The organism is Rhodococcus sp. OS5 (assembly GCF_056837585.1).
In genome coordinates, this window is record NZ_CM166368.1 from 4,960,761 (window position 1) to 4,978,575 (window position 17,815).

A 17,815-nucleotide genomic window follows, 5' to 3' on the forward strand; every position below is an offset into this window, starting at 1 on the left:
AGGACGCCGTTACGCCGTACAGACCAGGTCTCTAATCTGATACCTGATGACCGAAACACGTGGCACCCCGGCGGGCAGTTCCGCAGCCGAAAGTCTGACCGATTGGCTCTCGGCGCGCAGTGACGCCGAGTTGACGGAGTTGCTGCGTCTGCGCCCCGATCTGGCCGTACCGCCGCCGAGCACGATGGTGGTTCTCAGCGGTCGGGCACAGCAACGCGCGTCGGTCAGCCGAGCCGCGGACGAACTCGACACCCTCGATTTCGGTCTTCTCGAATTGTTGGCACTGGCCGGCGCCGAGGAAACTCCGATGACGCGGGCGGAGCTCAACAGTGCGATCGCCGAACGCGCCCTGACCGGCAAGGGCAAGGTCACCAAGAAGGCCGTCGACAAGTCTCTGTCGAAGATGCGCGCGTCCGCCCTCATCTGGGGTGTCGATCCCATCAGCGTCGTCCCGGCAGTCATCGGGATGATTCCGTGGCGTGTGGGGCGCGCCCTCGAACCTGCCGAGGCGATGACCGAGACCGAGATCTCGGCTGCGCTCAACGCTCTGGACACCCGCGAGCGGGATCTCCTCGAGACACTCGCCAACTCCAGCCCGATCGGTCGCACCCGCGACGCTGCCCCCGGAACGCCGCCTGAGCGCCCGGTTCAACGACTGCTGGCGGCCGGCCTGCTGCGGTGGCTCGACGAGCAGACTGTCGAGCTTCCGGCGACGGTTCGTCAGGTCATCCGCGGCGAGCCGGTTTTCGATCCGACGACGCTGACCGCACCTGTCATCGGGGGCGACAAACTCAAGCCGGCGGACGTGAACGCCGCAGCAGCCGGCGAGGCGCTCGAGTTGGTACGCCAATGCGAGAACGTGATCGCTGTTCTGGGCGCAGCGCCGGCCCCCGCACTGCGAGCCGGTGGGCTCGGTGTTCGAGAACTACGACGCGTGGCCAAGACGGCCGATCTCGACGAAGCGCGCGTGAGCCTACTTGTCGAGTTGCTCTCGGCAGCCGGACTCATCGCCAGTGGAACACCAGATCCGGCGCCGGTCTCGGACAACGCGGACGAATACTGGACGCCCACGCTTGCGGTCGACGGCTGGCTGAACGCATCCACAGCGCGACGGTGGGAGGTCCTGGCGTCCGCCTGGGTCGACGTACCTCGAGTCCCGTGGATGATCGGGCTGCGCGATTCCACCGACAAGCCGATCGCGGCGTTGTCCGAGGAGGGCCGCGCTCCGGCGGCTCCGCGAGATCGTCAGGCCATTCTGGGGCTGCTCTCCGAACTCGACAGCGGTCAGACCGCGTCGGCCGTCGAGGTAAGTCGGCTGCTGGCGTGGCGACGCCCGCGATGGAGCGGGCGCCTGCGGACGTTCGCGATCGAGCGGACTCTGGACGAGGCCGCCGCGCTCGGACTGGTGGCCCGCGGCGCGTTGTCGTCACCTGGACGAGCCTTGCTGCACGGCGGGGACGCCGAAGCCGAAATGCAGTCCGCGCTACCCGAGCCCATCGACTACATCCTGGTCCAGGCGGATCTGACTCTGGTTGCGCCCGGCCCGCTGGTACCGGACCTGCTCGAGCAGGTGAGCCTGGTCGCAGACATCGAGTCGGCCGGATCGGCGTCCATGTACCGCATCAGCGAGGACAGCGTGCGTCGTGCGCTCGACGCCGGTCTGACGGCCACCGAACTGCATGCGATGTTCGCTTCGAAATCGAAGACTCCTGTCCCCCAATCACTTTCGTATCTGATCGACGATGTCGCCCGTCGACACGGACGACTGCGTGCCGGAGTGGCGGCGTCGTTCATTCGATGTGAGGACGCGTCACTGCTGGCGGAGGTCCTCGCATCCGCAGTGGCTGAGCCGTTGGCACTGCGCGCCTTGGCTCCCACCGTCGCGATTTCGCAGGCCCCTCTCCGCGAAGTCCTGACCGAGCTGCGAGCCGCCGGATTCGCGCCGGCAGGTGAGGACTCCTCGGGCACGTTGGTCGATCTCCGCCCACGTGGGGCACGTGTACCCAACCGTCGCAGCCGACCGGCGTCGAGGATGCCGGCGAGCCCGTCGGCGGATCAGCTGGCGTCGTTGGTCCGCACGATGCGGGCCGGAGACCGTGCTTCCGCCCCCGGCCGCGGCGGAGTGCGAACGGACGGTTCACGGGAGAACAACGCCGCCACCATCGCCTTGCTGGCCACGGCGGCCCGAGACAATTCGAGCGTCAATATCGGCTACGTCGACGCCCAGGGGGTCGCGACGCATCGCATCGTCGACCCCGTCAGCGTGGGCGGCGGACAGCTGGACGCCTTCGACCCCGCGAGCGGCGCGGTTCGCCGTTTCACGTTGCACCGAATTACTTCCGTCAGCCCCGTCGACTCCGGAAAAAAGTAGCAAAAAAGAAGCAACTGGCTTTTTTCTGTAAATGAAGTATGGTCGAGGTCAGTTTGTGATTGCCACTTCGAAAAATGAGGAGCGACAATGGCTGACAAGGCGCCGGGTAAGAACATGAAGAAACCCGCCCAGTCGATCAAGGAACGCCGCGCGGAGAAGCGGGCGAAATCTGCGGAGTCTTCCGAGTTCATCCGTAAGCGGAAGCGGAGCTGACAGCAAAGTCCAGAGAAGACGAGCTGATTGCGAAGCTGACCAATGCCTGCCCCCACCGACACCCTTGTGCACCTGCACGAAACGTTCAACCTGTTCAAGTCACGTAATCGAGGAACTGACGCACGCTCGCGCGGGTACGCAGCGGGCATGACCCTCGCTTCACTCTGCGTCCTCGACGAACACGCTCGGCAATCCGGAATACTTCTATCGGATTTACCGCAGAAAGAGAATCAACCATCGTGAAAAAACAATCCATACCCTGGACCGCATTCAAACGAGACTCGAATCGGAGCTTGATTCCACTCCGGGTGATTCCGAAAAGAATATCGGTTACCGGTCCGGAATTTCCGAAGCTATTACTCATGTAATGGAAATGCGGAAGTCAGTGGTCGCGCAGAAATAGGAGACGCATCGATTAGGCGCTCACCCCAATAACTGCCGCACACCACCGATAAGAAAGACGACCTGGTCCTCGTAGAAGTCGGCAAGCCGCTCCGGCGCGAGCGGCTTGCCACTTCCGCTCCAATCGTCCGCCCGGCTCAACGCCTGGAGGAAGCCCATCAAGGCAATCGCCCAGCGAGTCTCGAGCCGTTCGGGATCGGTAGCAGGAAAAGTACGACGGACCTGGTCGAGAAGATGTTCACGCAAGTGCAGCTCGGTCGCCTCGAGGGCTGGATGGCCCGGTCGTGACATCTGCGGCTGCGAGATCTGCGTGACGATTCTGATCCATCGCATTCCCCGCGTGCGATGGCGAAGGAGCAATGCCTTGTAGGGCGCAGTGACGGCCCGTACCAGCGCCTCCACCGTCGGCGGCGTCTTGTCGGCGGAGAGGGCGTCGACGTTCGCGCTGATCTGATCTCGCACCGACGTTCCCATGTCCAACAGCACCGCTGCGACCAGATCGTCCTTGGTTCCGAAATGGTAGTGGACCGATGACGGCCCGAGACCGGCCGCGGCGTTGACCGAGCGCAGCGAAACTGCATCCAATCCCTCTGTCGCGAAAAGCCGTTCAGCAGTTTTGAGCAAACGCAGACGCGTCGCGTCGCCTTGACGGTTCTGCCGGGAGTCGGTCATACGAACGAGCTTCGCACGGGCTCGACAAACGTCTCAACCGTGGCGAACGCGGAGTCAGAGTGATTCACGGTGTGCTCGCACCCTGTTGTCGCGATCCACCCAGCCGTGGGCGCGTGCGTAGTCCACCATCGCGGAGAACTTCTGTCTCCACTCGGTGTTTCCGATCCGGGCAGCGACGGCTTGCTCCAAGTGGCCGATGTCGAGCCAGACGTGATCCCCCTCGAGTTCCCCCCACGGTTCCAGTACCCGACTCAGAGTCTCGGATCGATCGTCGCCGCCAACGACGACCGAGAGACTGGTGAAGTCGTCGACACTGTTCAGTTCGACGGTCGAGGAGTCGGGGGTGATTGTGACGGCCAGTTGCATACCTCTTCAATACTCCTTCGGAAAGTACTTGGTTCAGTCGATCGACTTGCAACAACGATATCCGACGTCAATGCACCAGATAACGTTGAACTACAGGTGATTACAAATCTCCCACTGTGCGGGAGGCTCAACTTATTGGATCAGTTGATCCATGTTAGACATCTCGATCAGAGCGAGTGATCCAAATCACTCCCCTGTCGACAGGAGTTGTCATCGTGTGGTCCGCATCGTCCATCCGCTTCGGAGCCTTCCTCGCCCCGTACCACCCGCTCGACGCCGATCCCGCCCTGCAACTCAGACGCGATATCGACCTCATGACACACCTGGACCACCTCGGATTCGAAGAAGCGTGGATGGGTGAGCATCATTCGACCGGCGCCGAGATCGTGCCTGCCCCGGACATGTTCATCGCGGCCGCCGCAGAGCGAACCGAGCGCATCCAGTTCGGCACAGGCGTGACGTCTCTGCCCTATCACCACCCGTTGATCACGGCCGACCGCATCACTCAGCTCGATCTGCAGACGCGCGGACGACTCATCTTCGGCACCGGCCCGGGCAAGATCCCCCTCGATGCGCACATGATGGGCATCAACCCGTCGGACCAGCGTCGTCGCCAGGGCGAAGCGCTCGAGGCCATTCTCGCGTTGCTTCGCGGCGAGGTCGTCAACATGGAAACCGACTGGTTCACGTTGCGTGACGCACGCGCACAGCTGCCCACCTACCGCGCGGACGGCATCGAGACAGTGACAGCGTCCACGATTTCCCCCAACGGTTCGGTGCTCGCAGGCAAGAACGGCCTCTCCCTGCTCTCATTGGCGGCGAGTTCACCCAGCGGCTTCGACGCACTGGATCGCAACTGGGATGTGTACGAGAAGGTCTCGGCCGAACACGGCCACCGCGCCGACCGAGCGACGTGGCGTGTGGTCAATCCGATGTTCATCGCCGAGACCCGAGCCGAGGCCGAGCGCGCCGTGAGCCGGCGGATCGGATCGATGGCTTCTTACGTGAATCGACAGACCGGCCAGAACCCGGCCTGGGCAGATACACCTGCCGGAATCATCGATCAGTGGCGAAACGACACGCTCGGCGAGTTCGGTCAGGCGATCATCGGTACCCCCGAAGATGCGATCGCACAGATCGAGCGTCTGATCGAGAAGACGGGAGGGTTCGGCACGTTCTTGATCCTTCACGTCGACATGGCGAGCTGGGAGGACACCAAACGCAGCTACGAATTGTTCGCCTCCGAGGTGGTCCCGCACTTCCGGAAGCGAAATGTCGGGCGTCAGGCGAGCATGCAGTTCGCCGAGGACAATCGCGAATACCTGATCGGCGGGCTGGTCGGAGCGATCACCAAAGCCCATACCGACTACTACGGCCAGCCGGCCGAGACGGGAGCCGTGCGCGCATGAGAGCCGTCCGTTTCCAGCAGGGAGAATTCGCGGTCACCGAGATCGCCGACCCGCCGCCGTTGGCACCCCATCAGATCCGCATCGACGTCGTCGCCTGCGGGATCTGCGGCAGCGACCTGAGCATGTCGAAGGACCCGTGCCGATTCGTCGAGGTCGCGCACGACGGGGGCTACCCGCTCGCCACCTTCGATCCGGACGCGCCAGTGGTACTGGGGCACGAATACGCGGGTATCGTCTCCGAGACCGGTTCTGCAGTAGACGATTTCGCGATCGGCGATCGGGTGGCCGGCATCGGCTTGGCCACCGACACCGCTACCGGGATCCCGACGATCATCGGCTACTCGAACGAGTACCACGGCGCGTTCGGCGATCACATAGTCGTCGACGCGTTCTGGGTCCGCAAAGTTCCCGACCACCTGTCACTCGAGCACGCCACACTTGCCGAACCTCTCCACGTCGGCGAGATGCATCTCCAACAGTCCGGCCTCACCTCGGCCGATTCGGCGCTCGTCATCGGTTGCGGAACGATCGGACTGGGCGCCATCGTCGCCGCGAAAGCGCGCGGAGCGCAGATCGTCATCGCGTCGGAGCCCTCCCCCAAACGACGCGAGCTCGCCGCGAAGATGGGCGCGGACATCGTCGTCGATCCGGCCGAGCAGGATCCGATCGAACTGTGGAATCGAATGATCGCCGAAGGCAACCAGCTTGTCGGCCAGGCCGCGAACGGAGTTCTGATCGCCTACGAATGCAGCGGGCGGGCGGGAGTCATCGGAGAACTTATGCACACTCTGCCGTTCAACTCGCGGATTCAGGTTCTGGCTGCGCCGTTCGGCGACGAGACGATCATTCCCGTCGTCGGGCAGTTCCGGAGGATCTCGATCAACTTCGGTCACGGTCCTTACGAGAATGCCTACGACATCACCCTGCAGAGGCTCGCCGACGGCGAGATCGACGCCGAAGCGATCATCACCGGCAGGGTCGGTCTGGATGGAGTCTCGGACGCTTTCGCAGCTCTGCGCGCACCCGACGAACACGTGAAGATCCTCGTACTACCCGCGGGCCTCCCGGAATAGCAGTCGATCCTGCCCTGTTGACGTAGGGGTGCTCGCACCCGGGCACCTCTACTTCGGGCTGTGCGAGCGTCGCCTGTTGGCGTCTGCGCCCCGATACCAGGACAATGGCAGGGTTGGCGTCAGCCGACAACGCGGCGCAACGCTCTGTGGCTGCCGCGTTTGCTTCACTAGGAGGATTCCGTGACCGACGGACCGTTGATCGTCCAATCCGACAAGACGCTGCTGTTGGAGGTCGACCACGAGCGCGCCGGCGATGCCAGGCAGGCAATCGCCCCCTTCGCGGAACTCGAACGGGCCCCCGAACACGTCCACACGTATCGCATCACTCCCCTGGCCTTGTGGAATGCCCGCGCCGCCGGACACGACGCCGAGCAGGTTGTCGACGCGCTCGTGTCGTACTCACGATTCGCGGTTCCACAACCGCTGCTGGTCGACATCGTCGACACGATGGCCAGGTACGGACGCTTACAGCTGGTCAAGAGCCCGGTGCACGGCCTCATCCTGGTCAGCCTCGACCGCGCAGTCCTCACCGAGGTGATGCGACACAAGAAGATCTCGCCGATGCTCGGTGAGAAGGTCGACGACGACACCGTGATCGTCCACCCGAGCGAACGCGGCCGCCTCAAGCAGATGCTGCTCAAGGTGGGCTGGCCGGCCGAGGACCTCGCCGGCTACGTGGACGGCGAAGCGCACCCGATCGATCTCGCTTTCGAAGAGGGCCACTGGGAACTGCGCGACTACCAGCAGATGGCAGCGGATTCGTTCTGGGCCGGCGGCTCGGGCGTCGTCGTGCTGCCGTGTGGCGCCGGCAAGACGATGGTGGGCGCCGCAGCGATGGCAAAGGCCAAGGCCACCACCCTCATCCTCGTCACCAATACCGTTGCCGGTCGTCAGTGGAAGCGTGAGTTGATCGCGCGTACATCGTTGACCGAGGAAGAAATCGGCGAATACTCCGGCGAGCGCAAGGAGATTCGGCCGGTCACGATCGCCACGTACCAGGTGATCACACGTCGCACGAAGGGCGAGTACAAGCACCTCGAACTTTTCGATTCCCGAGACTGGGGATTGGTGATCTACGACGAGGTACACCTGCTCCCCGCGCCGGTCTTCCGGATGACGGCAGACCTGCAGTCACGCCGCCGTCTCGGCCTGACCGCGACGTTGGTTCGTGAGGACGGACGCGAAGGCGACGTCTTTTCGCTCATCGGACCCAAGCGCTACGACGCTCCGTGGAAGGACATCGAAGCGCAGGGCTGGATCGCACCGGCAGACTGCGTCGAGGTGCGAGTGACGATGACGGACGCCGAGCGCATGTCCTATGCCGTCGCCGAACCGGAGGAGCGCTACAAACTGTGCTCGACGGCTCACACGAAAATTGCGGTCGTGAAGTCGATCCTGGCCAAGCACCCCGATTCTCCGACTTTGGTGATCGGTGCGTATCTCGATCAGCTCGACGAACTCGGCGAAGCCCTGAACGCCCCGGTGATCAAGGGATCCACCAAGAACAAGGAACGCGAGATCCTCTTCGATCAGTTCCGTAACGGTGAGATCCAGACGCTGGTGGTGAGCAAGGTCGCGAACTTCTCGATCGACCTTCCGGAGGCATCTGTCGCCGTGCAGGTTTCGGGAACCTTCGGGTCGAGACAGGAAGAGGCTCAGCGACTCGGACGCCTACTGCGACCCAAGCACGACGGCGGTCAGGCTCACTTCTATTCGGTGGTCTCGCGCGACACTCTCGATGCGGAGTACGCGGCACATCGTCAGCGATTCCTCGCCGAACAGGGCTACGCCTATCGGATCACCGACGCCGATGACCTGCTCGGACCTGCCATCGGCTGAGCATTTCTGCAACACGTTGCAGAATCAAATGGACATACGTCCAGTTATCTGTAGAGTGTCCCCTGTCACAGTTGTGTCCATCGGCCGGGGGTCACCAGCACCATGCGCTCAGTTCCACGTCTACGGGGTCGGCTCGCCGGAACCATCTCGCTGCTGACTGCCGCCGTCGTCGTCGCCGCGACCGGCGTCAGCGCCGCGGCACCGAGTCCTGCTCCTACTGCGCAGAACTCGGTGTACGCACTTGCGAACGGTTGCTTCGCACTTCGTACGGAGTCCGGCGATTTCGTCCGTCGTGACGGGTCGGCGTACCTCACCGACGTAACGAAAGCCGCAGACGCCGAACCGTTCCGACTACATGCGGCCCAGTTGGGTCGATTCATGCTGTACGGCCCGGACGGGTCGATGCTCTCGCACGACGGCGCAGACTCGGTGCTCGCCACTTCCGAAGCAACTCCGTCCACCGACTGGACCGTGATGTCCACTGGCGAGTCCTTCGTTCTGACAGCGACCTCGAACGGCCGACAACTGATCTCGCGAGATTTGATGCTCACGATGTCCGATCCCGGTGACGTTCCCGAATCTGCGTTCACGCTGATCCCGCGCGACGGCTGCGCCGACTTCCCCGAAGCGGAGGTGGGCGCAAACGGCGTTCCGGGAGAAATCGGACCGAACGGTGAAGTCACCGGATTCATCGACACACACGTGCACATGAATGCTTCCGAGTTCATGGGCGGAAACCTGCACTGCGGCCGACCTTTCGATCCTCAGGGCGTCACCGCAGCGCTCGTCGACTGCCCGGACCATCAACCCGACGGGATACCGGCGCTCCTCGAAAATGTTCTGTCGTACGGCAATCCCTTCGAAACTCACGACACCACCGGCTGGCCGAGTTTCACCGACTGGCCGGCGCACGATTCACTGACACACGAGCAGACGTACTACAAGTGGGTCGAGCGGGCCTGGCGTGGCGGTCTGCGAATCTTCACCAACCTCTTTGTCGCCAACCGTGTCCTGTGCGAGCTGTATCCGAGTAAACGAAATCCCTGTGACGAGATGGAGACCGTCCGGATCCAGGCGCAGCAGACACGCGAACTCCAGGACTACATCGACGCCCAGTACGGCGGTCCCGGCCGGGGTTGGTTCCGCATCGTGAGCTCCCCTGAACAGGCCAGGCAGGTGGCCGCCGACGGAAAGCTGGCCGTCACCCTCGGGGTGGAGGTGTCCGAACCCTTCGGTTGCTCTGTGCGCAACGGTATTCCGCAGTGCACCGAGGACGACATCGACCGCGGCCTGGACGAGTTGTACGACCTCGGTGTCCGGCAGATGATCGTCACGCACAAGTTCGACAACGCCCTCGGCGGTGCCCGTTTCGACGGCGGCGTCACCGGAGTGGCCGTCAACATCGGCAACTACCTGGGCACCGGGGAGTTCTGGCAGTCGGAACCATGCACCGGCGTTGCCGAGGACAATGTGCTGCCCACCAAGGTCGACGGCGCACAGAATCTTCTCGCGGTACTCCCACCCGGAGTGACGCTTCCGGTGTACCCCTCTGGTCCGCAATGCAATTCGCACGGCCTGACCGACCTCGGCGCGTACACGATCCGAGGTTTGATGGACCGAGGGATGATCGTGGACATCGATCACATGAGCGTCAAGACCGCCGAAGCGGCTCTCGATATTCTCGAAGCTGCGAATTACTCCGGCGTCGTTTCCAGTCACAGCTGGAGCGACCCGAGCCTGTACAAGCGGATCTACGCACTCGGCGGATTTGTCGCCCTGTACGCCGGACAACTCGACGCATCGGACGAAAAGCCCGAAGAGCGTGGGTTCATCGACCAGTGGCGGGACGCACGGGCGATGCGAAGCGAGAACTACTACTTCGGTTTCGGCTACGGCGCCGACACCAACGGCTTCGGGCCGCAGGCCGCACCGCGCGGCGACGCCGCAGAAAATCCGCTGCAATATCCGTACACCGCCTTCGACGGCACGGTCATGGACCAGCAGCGCGCCGGCACCCGGGTTTTCGACGTGAACACCGACGGCGTTGCCCAGTACGGGATGATTCCCGACTGGATCGCGGACATGCGTATTGCTGCGGGCGCCGACGGCGACACGATCATCGAGGACATGAGCCGTGGCGCCGAGGCTTACCTGCAGATGTGGGAGCGCGCGCGAAACTAGCTACGCTGGTGGACGGTCCCCGGGAGATCGGGGGCCGGTCCTAGATCGTCCGGCACCACCCGAAGGAATTTTTCGTGGCTGACTTCCAGTTCACCGTCGACAAGGCTCACGCCAAGTCGGTCAACGACACACTGGCCGATGTACGCCGCCTGCAGATTTCTGCGGTGATCTTCGCGATCGTCCTCGCCGCGGTCGGGGCCTGGTTGATCAGCATGGGCGAGGTGTGGTCCATCATCATCGGCGCAGTCCTCGCCATCGGTGCGGCCAGTTCCCTGTGGGTTGCCGTGTGGGCACCTCGCAAGGTGGGAAGCGTCGAATCTCTGTATGCGGACAACCCACTGGTTCCCGCGATCGTCACCGAGGTTCACCCTCGAGCGGCGACCTTGACGGCATTGATCGACATCGCGAAGCCTGCGGCCGGAGCACCGCAGTACGCGCTCGTCAGCCGCAACGTTCGACTCAATCCGAAGTGGCGAGTCGGCGACCGCATTCCGTCGGTCGCACTGCGTTCGGATCGTTCCACCCGCAGCAAGGCTGACACGTGGCAGATGGTCAGTCCCATGCCGATCGAGTGGGGGACCAAGGACTCGGCAGTGCTGGCACGCGCGATCGCTGCTGTCAGTGCGAGCGAGTGGAACTTCCTGCAGAGCCGGATTCCCGATTCCGAAGAAGTTCGCACCCACCCCGATCGCCGGGTTCTGATCAACCCGGCCGATCTTCCTGACTCACTGCGCTAGCCCCAACGGTTACGCGAGCGCGGGCAGCACTTCCTTCTCGAACATCTCGATTCCCGACGTGTCGTACGCGGCCTCGGGGAAGTAGAAGATTCCGTACTCGAGTCCCTGTGCCTTGAGCGCCGACAGGTTCTCGATGATCTGCTCGGGTGTACCGACGGCGGGCATTCCGCGGAACGCATCGAGCGACGCATCGGCGGCAGCTTCGCCGACCAACGGCGTCAGTCTGTCCTTCAGTGTCTCCAACCGCTGAGCCACCTCGGATTCCGTCGCGCCGATGGCCACGTTGTAGTTGGCCGAACGGACGATGGCGTCGAAATCGGTGCCGACGGTGTCGCAGTGCTTCTTCAGGATCTCGGACTTGTGCGCGAAGCCGGCCGGGGTGCCGTCGAAGTTCGTGTACTGCGCGTACTTGGCCGCGATCTTGAGTGTGACCTTCTCGCCGCCACCGGCAACCCAGATGGGAATTCCGCCCTCTTGCAACGGAAGTGGACGGCACAGCGCTCCGTCGACCTGGTAGTACTTGCCGTCGAGCGTCGCGCTGCCGGTCGACCACGCCTGCTGCATGATCTGGATTCCTTCGTCGAGGCGGCCCAGACGCTCACCGGCAGAGGGGAAGCCGTAGCCGTATGCGCGCCACTCCTGCTCGTACCAGCCGCCGCCGATGCCCATCTCGACGCGTCCACCCGTGATCAGGTCGGTGGTCGCGGCGACCTTGGCGAGGTACGCCGGGTTTCGGTAACTCATGGCGGTACACATCTGGCCCAGTCGGATACGCGAGGTCGACGCACCGAGTGCGGCCATCAATGTCCACGCCTCGTGAGTCGCTTCTTCCGTCGGCTGGGGAACGGTGTGGAAGTGGTCGTAGACCCACACCGACTCCCACGGCCCTGCCTCCGCGCGCAGCGTGAAGTCCCGCATCACCTCCCACTGCTTCGCGGGGTCGATGCCGACCAGGTCCAGACGCCAGCCTTGAGGTACGAACAGTCCGAATCGCATGTAGCGAGCCTACCTACAGTTTCCCGACGCGCGACCGGGGTGACACCCGCGGAGAGTAGACCGGAATGAAGCGGAACATCATCGCCGCGCCGGCGAACGACGTCGCGCCCAGAGCGGCGAATGCCCACCCGAGTGGGAGCACCGCGGCGAGTAGACCGATCGCGAGCGGCCCACCGAACATGCCGGTGTCGTGCGTCAATCGCCATGCAGCGAGGAACTCGGCGCGTTCTTCGGGCGGGGCGATATCGGCACCGAGGGTCATGATCACGCCGTTGCCCAGTCCGTTGCCGATCCCCATCACGACAGCGACCACGGTCAATCCCACTGCACCCGTCGAGAACGGCAACAGTAGGTACGACACACCGATCACCGTCAGCGAAGGCACCGCGACCAGCCTGCGGCCGTATCGGTCCATGATGTGTCCGGCCGGGTACGAGCACAGCAGGTCCACGGCCGCACCGATACCGAAGATCACACTCACCTGGGCTGCATCCAATCCGAGGTGCAATGCCCACAATGGAAGAACGGCCTCACGCGAAGCGCGGGCGGCGCCCATCAGAAGGGAGCCTGTCCCGAGCGTCGACAGAGCGGCACGATGACGGCGAAGGATCTCCGGGAGCGTAACGTGTCCGTGATCGCTGTTGCCTGCCTGCACCTTTCGTGGCGGGTCGGGAACGCGGGCCATCAGCGCCCCGGCGAGCACGACGCCCACCAACTGGACAAGGAATCCTCCGCGCGCTCCCACCAGGAGAATCACGCCGGCCCCGATGAGCGGTCCCAGGAAGAAACCCAACCGCCACATCGCAGCGAACGACGACATTGCTCGGGCCCGTAGACCGAGTGGCACGGTCTCGGCGAGGTAGCTCTGCCGCGCAAGGCCCCACACCGCATTCGCCAATCCGGTCAACAGTGCGCCGATACCGAGCATCCACGGAGTCTGTGCAAGGAGACAGATCACCACTCCTGTTGCACCCAAGGAACTTCCGCCGATGATCGACCTGCGCTCACCGAAACGCGACACGATCCTGCCGGCGGGGAGGTCACCGAGTACGGCGCCCAAACCACCGAGTGCAACGATCAGGCCGGCGACGGCAACCGAGGCACCCAGGTCGCGCGCGGTGACGGCCATGATGGGGGCAGCCGCACCCTGACCGATCCCGAAGATCGTCGCCGGTACGAAAACCGTTGTGACCAGTGGCTTGAGACCGGCAATCGCCGGCTGTTCCTTGGGCAGTGTTTCCGTCACGCGCTCACTTCTGCCGCGTCAGCGGCCCGCGAGAACCGATTCGCCGGACGATCGAGGCCGTAGTGACCCCGCAGGGTGGATTCCGTGTATTCGGTCCGGAAGAGCCCACGCGCCTGCAGAATCGGCACGACCCGGTCGACGAACACCTCGAGCCCTCCGGGCAGATAGGGCGGCATGATGTTGAAGCCGTCCGCGGCGCCCTTGTCGAACCATTCGGTCAACTCGTCCGCGACCTGCTCCGGTGTCCCGGCAAATGTCCGATGCCCACGGCCACCCCCGAGTTTGCCGATCAGTTCACGGACGGTGAGGTTTTCGCTCTCCGCAAGGTCTTTGACGAGCTGGTATCGACTCTTGTTTCCTTGGATGCGATCGATGTCCGGCAACGGGGGCAACGGGGCATCCAGCGAATGCTCTGTGAGGTCGACGCCCACCATGTTCGAGAGTTGGCGCAGTGAGTACTCAGGTGAGATGAGATCCGTGAACGACTGCTCCAGTGCCTTGGCTTCTTCTTCCGTATCCGCGATGAAGGGAACGATGCCTGGCAGCACCTTGATCTCGTCGGGACTACGCCCGTACTTGATCAGCCGCGCTTTGAGGTCGGTGTAGAAATCCTGCCCCTGCTCGAGTGTTCGTTGAGCGGTGAACACGGCCTCGGCATACTTCGCCGCGAAGTCCTTACCGCTCTCGGAGGAACCGGCTTGCACGAGCAACGGACGTCCCTGTGGAGACCTCGGCGAATTGAGCGGGCCAGCCACCGTGAATCGTTGACCGTCATGGTCGATGCGATGGACACGATCAGGATCGGCGAAGATTCCGGCCTCTTCGTCCAGGACAACTGCCCCCTCTTCCCAGCTGTCCCAGAGTCCGAGCGTCACGTCGAGAAACTCCTCGGCGCGCTCGTAACGACCGCTGTGCGTCGGTACCGCATCGAGGCCGAAGTTCGCGGCCTCGTCGGCGCCGGCCGACGTCACGATGTTCCACCCGCCTCGTCCGCCACTGATGTGATCGAGGGAAGCGAACTTCCTTGCGAGAGTGTATGGATCGCTGTAACTGGTCGACGCGGTTGCAATCAGCCCCACCTTGTCGGTGGCCGCCGCGATCGCCGACAGCAAGGTGACGGGTTCGAAGATCGCCTGGGTGTTGTACTTGACCCGCGGGCCGACTGCTAGACCGTCGGCGAAGAACACCGAGTCCAGCTTTCCACGCTCGGCGATTCTCCCCAATTCCTGGAAGTGCTTGACGTCCAGGAGGTTGGCCGCATTTGTGCGTGGGTGGCGCCACGCCGCCTCATGATGGCCGACGCCCATCAGGAAGGCGTTCAGATGAAATTGTCGTTCGGACATGAGTTCGCAGAATCTTTCCGTGAATGTGTGGTCAGGTGGTGACGCGCCAGCGCGAGAGCCGACGTTCGATCAGGACCAGAATCGCGTTGATTGTCAGACCCAACAACGAGATCGCGACGATGCCCGCGTACATGTTCGGGATCTGGAAGTTGAGTTGTGAAGCGGTGATCAGATACCCGAGACCGGCTTTGGCCCCGACCATTTCGGCGGCGATCAGCACGAGAATCGACGACGCGGCTGCCATGCGGATACCCGTGAAGATCGTGGGAACAGCGGCGGGCAGAACCACCTTCTGGAACAGCCGAATCGAGGAGAACCCCAGCGAGGCAGCGGACTTGATCAGCAGGGGGTCCACTGTTCGCACACCGGAGATCGTGTTGAGCAGAATCGGGAAGGTGCAGGCGTAGATCACCAGGGCGATCTTCGATTCCTCACCGATTCCGAGAATCAGCACGAAGACGGGAAGCAGAGCCAAGGCTGCTGTGTTGCGGAACAATTCGAGAATCGGGTTGAGGAAGTCGGAGACCGGGCGGTACCAGGCGATCGCGATTCCCAACGGAATCGCGATCGCGATGGCCACGAAGAATCCGGTCAGCGCACGCGTCAGACTGGCCGAAACATGCTCTTGCAATTGTCCGTTCTCGGCGAGAGTGAAGAATGCGGACACAACTTCGGTGAAGGGCGGGAGGAAGACCTTGTCCACCAGCCCGAGCCGAGGTGCCGCTTCCCAGATCCCGAGGAAGATCGCGATCGCAATCGACGGCTTGGCAATCCGCCAGGCGGTGGAACGAATGTAGCGCGCCGCCTTGCCGCCGGCCTGGCTCCGCTGCGCAATGTCAGGTGTTTTGTCGGCCAACGGTTTCGGGGTGGCGACCACCTCCGGCGTCGCCAATGCGCTAGACATGTGCAACCTCCTTGGCAGGATCGAGTTCGCCGGCCCGAGCGCGCTCGACTTCACCGTGCAGCAGCGTCCAGATCCGGTGCCGGAACACTCGGAACTCCTCACCTGATCGCACGTCGTCGCCGGACCGGTCGATGTCGATGTCGACGATCGTCTTGACGCGCCCCGGCCGCGAAGTCAGTACTGCAACACGTTGCCCGAGGTAGATGGCCTCGTCGATTCCGTGGGTGATGAACAAGATGGTCTTGCCGGTGGCCTTCCAGATGCGCAGAAGCTCGTCCTGCAGCGACTCTCGCGTCTGTGCGTCCAGCGCAGCAAATGGTTCGTCCATCAGCAACACTTCGGGGTCGAATGCCAGGCTGCGGGCGATCGCGACTCGCTGCTTCATTCCACCGGACAACTCGTGCGGATAGCGATCCGCGAAACCTTGCAGACCGACCAGTTCGAGGTAATGCTCGGCGAGCTCGCGTCGCTCGCTCTTCTTCACGCCCTTCGCTTCGAGTCCGAACTCGATGTTGTGACGTGCAGTTCGCCATGGAAGTAGCGCGTATTGCTGGAAGACGATTCCCCGATCCAAGCCTGGGCCCGTGATCTGCTTGCCGTCCAGAAGGATTCGACCGGAAGTGGGCGAACTGAGTCCTCCGAGGAGGTCCAGCAGAGTCGACTTGCCGCAACCACTCGGCCCGACGAGGACCAGGAACTCCCCCGGCGCCACGTCGATGTTGATGTCCTCGACCGCGGTGAAAACTTCGTCGGCCCCACGAATGTCGAACTGTTTGGTGACGTGCTCGAGCCGTAGTTTCGGTTCTGTGCTCATTTTGCTGCCTCCAGTGCCTGTCCGTCAGCGCCGCTGTCGGGTGAATACGTTCCGTTGGCGTACGGGTTGAATTCGTTGGTGTAGATGTCCGACGGCTTCAACTTTCCTTCTTCGAGTTCGCCGTTACGGGTGAGCCAGTCGATCCACGTGCTGATCTCGGTATCGGTGATCGTTCCGCCTGGACCGGCGACCCCCGGGCTCTTCCAGTAGCTGATGAGCTTGGTGTCCTCGTTGCGTCCGCGGCTGTTGATGATCGACGTCAGCTTCGCGATCACTTCTTCTCGTGGGTGCGTCTGCGTCCAGCGGATGGCCCTCGCTGTTCCCTGCACGAAATCGGCGACCGCCTCCTTGTTCTGCGCGATGTAGTCGTCACGGAACACCAACGTGCCGTAGGTGAACGAGCCGAACAACGATTCGTCCGTGAACAGCTCGCGAAGGCCACCACGTTCGAGCGCGGAGTCACGGAAGACCGAGCCGAGGGTGGCGACGTCGATCTGTCCCTGCCGCAACGCTTGTTCCGTGTTGACCGGCGGAACCACGATCAGTTCCACCTGCTTGATCTCGTCCGGTGTAAGCCCCTCCCGCGCAAGCCATTCACGCACGACGAACTCGTGGTGCGCACCGAGGGTGTTCATCCCGACCTTCTTGCCGATCAGGTCCTTCGCCGATTTGATCGGACTGTCGTCGAGAACGTAGTAACCGTTGAAGCTCTCCTTGTCCGAGCCGTAGTACCCGATGACCGAGGTGATCGGTGAACCCGCGGAAGCCAACTTCACCACCGCACCGTTGAACGCTCCCCCGAACTCGGTTTGACCGGTCGCTGCGTTCTGAATGCTCTGAGGGCCGCTGGTCGTATCGCCGATCCAGTTGAGCTCCACGTCGTTGAAGTAGCCGAGGTCAGCGGCCAGTTCGGGGTAGATGACCTGTCCGGTGCTGCCCTCGTACCGCAGGACGGTCTTGCCGTCGGCGGTCTTGACCACTTCGTCGGAGGAGCCCGAGCAGGCAACGGCAAAACTGGACAGAGTGACAAGAGCGACGACCGCGGCTACCGAGCGCGCGAAACGAGGGCGAATCATGAAGTTGCTTCCTGTAGAAGATGATTGGTTCAGTTCTCGGCTACACCTGTCCGGAGCGCCGTGTGCGGCGCTCGGCACAGGCAGGTGTGGGGAATGTCAGTTCAACGACAACAGTTGAGCGACATGAGCGGGAAAGACCGAAACACGTGAGACTCCAATGAATGTGCAGACAG

General features: G+C 63.0%; 15 protein-coding genes. 7 read left to right on the forward strand and 8 right to left on the reverse strand.

Annotated features, from left to right (window positions below; translation table 11 throughout):
* The first annotated feature begins 46 nt into the window (after positions 1–46).
* Positions 47–2,371 carry a helicase-associated domain-containing protein gene (locus ACVZUB_RS23045; protein ID WP_030535357.1) on the forward strand — a complete coding sequence of 775 codons (2,325 nt, stop codon included), beginning with the start codon at positions 47–49 and terminating at the stop codon, positions 2,369–2,371.
* Positions 2,372–2,458: 87 nt separating this feature from the next.
* A complete protein-coding gene (locus tag ACVZUB_RS23050; RefSeq protein WP_003940363.1) occupies positions 2,459–2,584 on the forward strand; it encodes a hypothetical protein in 126 nt (41 codons plus the stop codon).
* 423 nt (positions 2,585–3,007) lie between these two features.
* Here the strand turns inward: ACVZUB_RS23050 and ACVZUB_RS23055 are convergent, their stop codons facing one another.
* Both ACVZUB_RS23055 and ACVZUB_RS23060 read right to left on the reverse strand, forming a co-directional pair.
* A complete protein-coding gene (locus ACVZUB_RS23055) occupies positions 3,008–3,658 on the reverse strand; it encodes a TetR/AcrR family transcriptional regulator (RefSeq protein WP_065455299.1) in 651 nt (216 codons plus the stop codon).
* A gap of 54 nt (positions 3,659–3,712) precedes the next feature.
* Positions 3,713–4,024 (reverse strand): hypothetical protein, encoded by a 312-nt coding sequence (locus ACVZUB_RS23060; protein WP_030535356.1) that lies wholly within the window; start codon positions 4,022–4,024, stop codon positions 3,713–3,715.
* Between the two features lie 215 nt (positions 4,025–4,239).
* On the opposite strand from ACVZUB_RS23060, the gene ACVZUB_RS23065 reads away from it, so the two are divergent.
* The 5 genes from ACVZUB_RS23065 to ACVZUB_RS23085 all read left to right on the forward strand — a co-directional run bounded on the left by ACVZUB_RS23065 (position 4,240) and on the right by ACVZUB_RS23085 (position 11,263).
* Positions 4,240–5,433: an LLM class flavin-dependent oxidoreductase gene (locus tag ACVZUB_RS23065; RefSeq protein WP_054781685.1), complete on the forward strand. Its 1,194-nt coding sequence runs from the start codon at positions 4,240–4,242 to the stop codon at positions 5,431–5,433.
* Positions 5,430–6,506 (forward strand): alcohol dehydrogenase catalytic domain-containing protein, encoded by a 1,077-nt coding sequence (locus tag ACVZUB_RS23070; RefSeq protein ID WP_030535354.1) that lies wholly within the window; start codon positions 5,430–5,432, stop codon positions 6,504–6,506. Before ACVZUB_RS23065 ends, ACVZUB_RS23070 begins: the two co-directional genes overlap by 4 nt.
* Before the next feature lie 180 nt (positions 6,507–6,686).
* Positions 6,687–8,345, forward strand: coding sequence for a DNA repair helicase XPB (locus tag ACVZUB_RS23075; protein ID WP_003940219.1), 1,659 nt, complete (start codon positions 6,687–6,689; stop codon positions 8,343–8,345).
* Between the two features lie 102 nt (positions 8,346–8,447).
* Positions 8,448–10,526 (forward strand): amidohydrolase family protein, encoded by a 2,079-nt coding sequence (locus ACVZUB_RS23080; protein WP_081558299.1) that lies wholly within the window; start codon positions 8,448–8,450, stop codon positions 10,524–10,526.
* A gap of 74 nt (positions 10,527–10,600) precedes the next feature.
* Positions 10,601–11,263, forward strand: a complete 663-nt coding sequence (locus ACVZUB_RS23085; RefSeq protein ID WP_007733514.1) for a DUF3239 domain-containing protein — start codon at positions 10,601–10,603, stop codon at positions 11,261–11,263.
* 9 nt (positions 11,264–11,272) lie between these two features.
* Here the strand turns inward: ACVZUB_RS23085 and ACVZUB_RS23090 are convergent, their stop codons facing one another.
* The 6 genes from ACVZUB_RS23090 to ACVZUB_RS23115 are packed head-to-tail and all read right to left on the reverse strand — an operon-like array spanning position 11,273 to position 17,642.
* Positions 11,273–12,259 (reverse strand): LLM class F420-dependent oxidoreductase, encoded by a 987-nt coding sequence (locus ACVZUB_RS23090; RefSeq protein WP_064073973.1) that lies wholly within the window; start codon positions 12,257–12,259, stop codon positions 11,273–11,275.
* A gap of 13 nt (positions 12,260–12,272) precedes the next feature.
* Positions 12,273–13,505 carry an MFS transporter gene (locus ACVZUB_RS23095; RefSeq protein WP_482627802.1) on the reverse strand — a complete coding sequence of 411 codons (1,233 nt, stop codon included), beginning with the start codon at positions 13,503–13,505 and terminating at the stop codon, positions 12,273–12,275.
* Positions 13,502–14,848, reverse strand: coding sequence for an LLM class flavin-dependent oxidoreductase (locus ACVZUB_RS23100; RefSeq protein WP_482627803.1), 1,347 nt, complete (start codon positions 14,846–14,848; stop codon positions 13,502–13,504). The genes ACVZUB_RS23095 and ACVZUB_RS23100 overlap by 4 nt, the downstream gene beginning before the upstream one ends.
* A gap of 31 nt (positions 14,849–14,879) precedes the next feature.
* On the reverse strand, positions 14,880–15,752 hold the full coding sequence (locus ACVZUB_RS23105) for an ABC transporter permease (protein ID WP_007733521.1): 873 nt from the start codon (positions 15,750–15,752) through the stop codon (positions 14,880–14,882).
* Entirely contained in the window at positions 15,745–16,566 is an 822-nt protein-coding gene (locus ACVZUB_RS23110; protein WP_064114452.1) for an ABC transporter ATP-binding protein, read from the reverse strand. Before ACVZUB_RS23110 ends, ACVZUB_RS23105 begins: the two co-directional genes overlap by 8 nt.
* Entirely contained in the window at positions 16,563–17,642 is a 1,080-nt protein-coding gene (locus ACVZUB_RS23115; protein ID WP_003940132.1) for an ABC transporter substrate-binding protein, read from the reverse strand. The genes ACVZUB_RS23110 and ACVZUB_RS23115 overlap by 4 nt, the downstream gene beginning before the upstream one ends.
* Positions 17,643–17,815 lie beyond the last annotated feature (173 nt).

Excerpts from the sequence above, each read along its gene's own strand:
- ACVZUB_RS23045 (WP_030535357.1), top strand. The coding sequence starts at position 47 with ATGACCGAAACACGTGGCACCCCGGCGGGCAGTTCCGCAGCCGAAAGT.
- ACVZUB_RS23050 (WP_003940363.1), top strand. The coding sequence starts at position 2,459 with ATGGCTGACAAGGCGCCGGGTAAGAACATGAAGAAACCCGCCCAGTCG.
- ACVZUB_RS23055 (WP_065455299.1), bottom strand. The coding sequence starts at position 3,658 with ATGACCGACTCCCGGCAGAACCGTCAAGGCGACGCGACGCGTCTGCGT.
- ACVZUB_RS23060 (WP_030535356.1), bottom strand. The coding sequence starts at position 4,024 with ATGCAACTGGCCGTCACAATCACCCCCGACTCCTCGACCGTCGAACTG.
- ACVZUB_RS23070 (WP_030535354.1), top strand. The coding sequence starts at position 5,430 with ATGAGAGCCGTCCGTTTCCAGCAGGGAGAATTCGCGGTCACCGAGATC.
- ACVZUB_RS23080 (WP_081558299.1), top strand. The coding sequence starts at position 8,448 with ATGCGCTCAGTTCCACGTCTACGGGGTCGGCTCGCCGGAACCATCTCG.
- ACVZUB_RS23090 (WP_064073973.1), bottom strand. The coding sequence starts at position 12,259 with ATGCGATTCGGACTGTTCGTACCTCAAGGCTGGCGTCTGGACCTGGTC.
- ACVZUB_RS23100 (WP_482627803.1), bottom strand. The coding sequence starts at position 14,848 with ATGTCCGAACGACAATTTCATCTGAACGCCTTCCTGATGGGCGTCGGC.
- ACVZUB_RS23105 (WP_007733521.1), bottom strand. The coding sequence starts at position 15,752 with ATGTCTAGCGCATTGGCGACGCCGGAGGTGGTCGCCACCCCGAAACCG.
- ACVZUB_RS23110 (WP_064114452.1), bottom strand. The coding sequence starts at position 16,566 with ATGAGCACAGAACCGAAACTACGGCTCGAGCACGTCACCAAACAGTTC.
- ACVZUB_RS23115 (WP_003940132.1), bottom strand. The coding sequence starts at position 17,642 with ATGATTCGCCCTCGTTTCGCGCGCTCGGTAGCCGCGGTCGTCGCTCTT.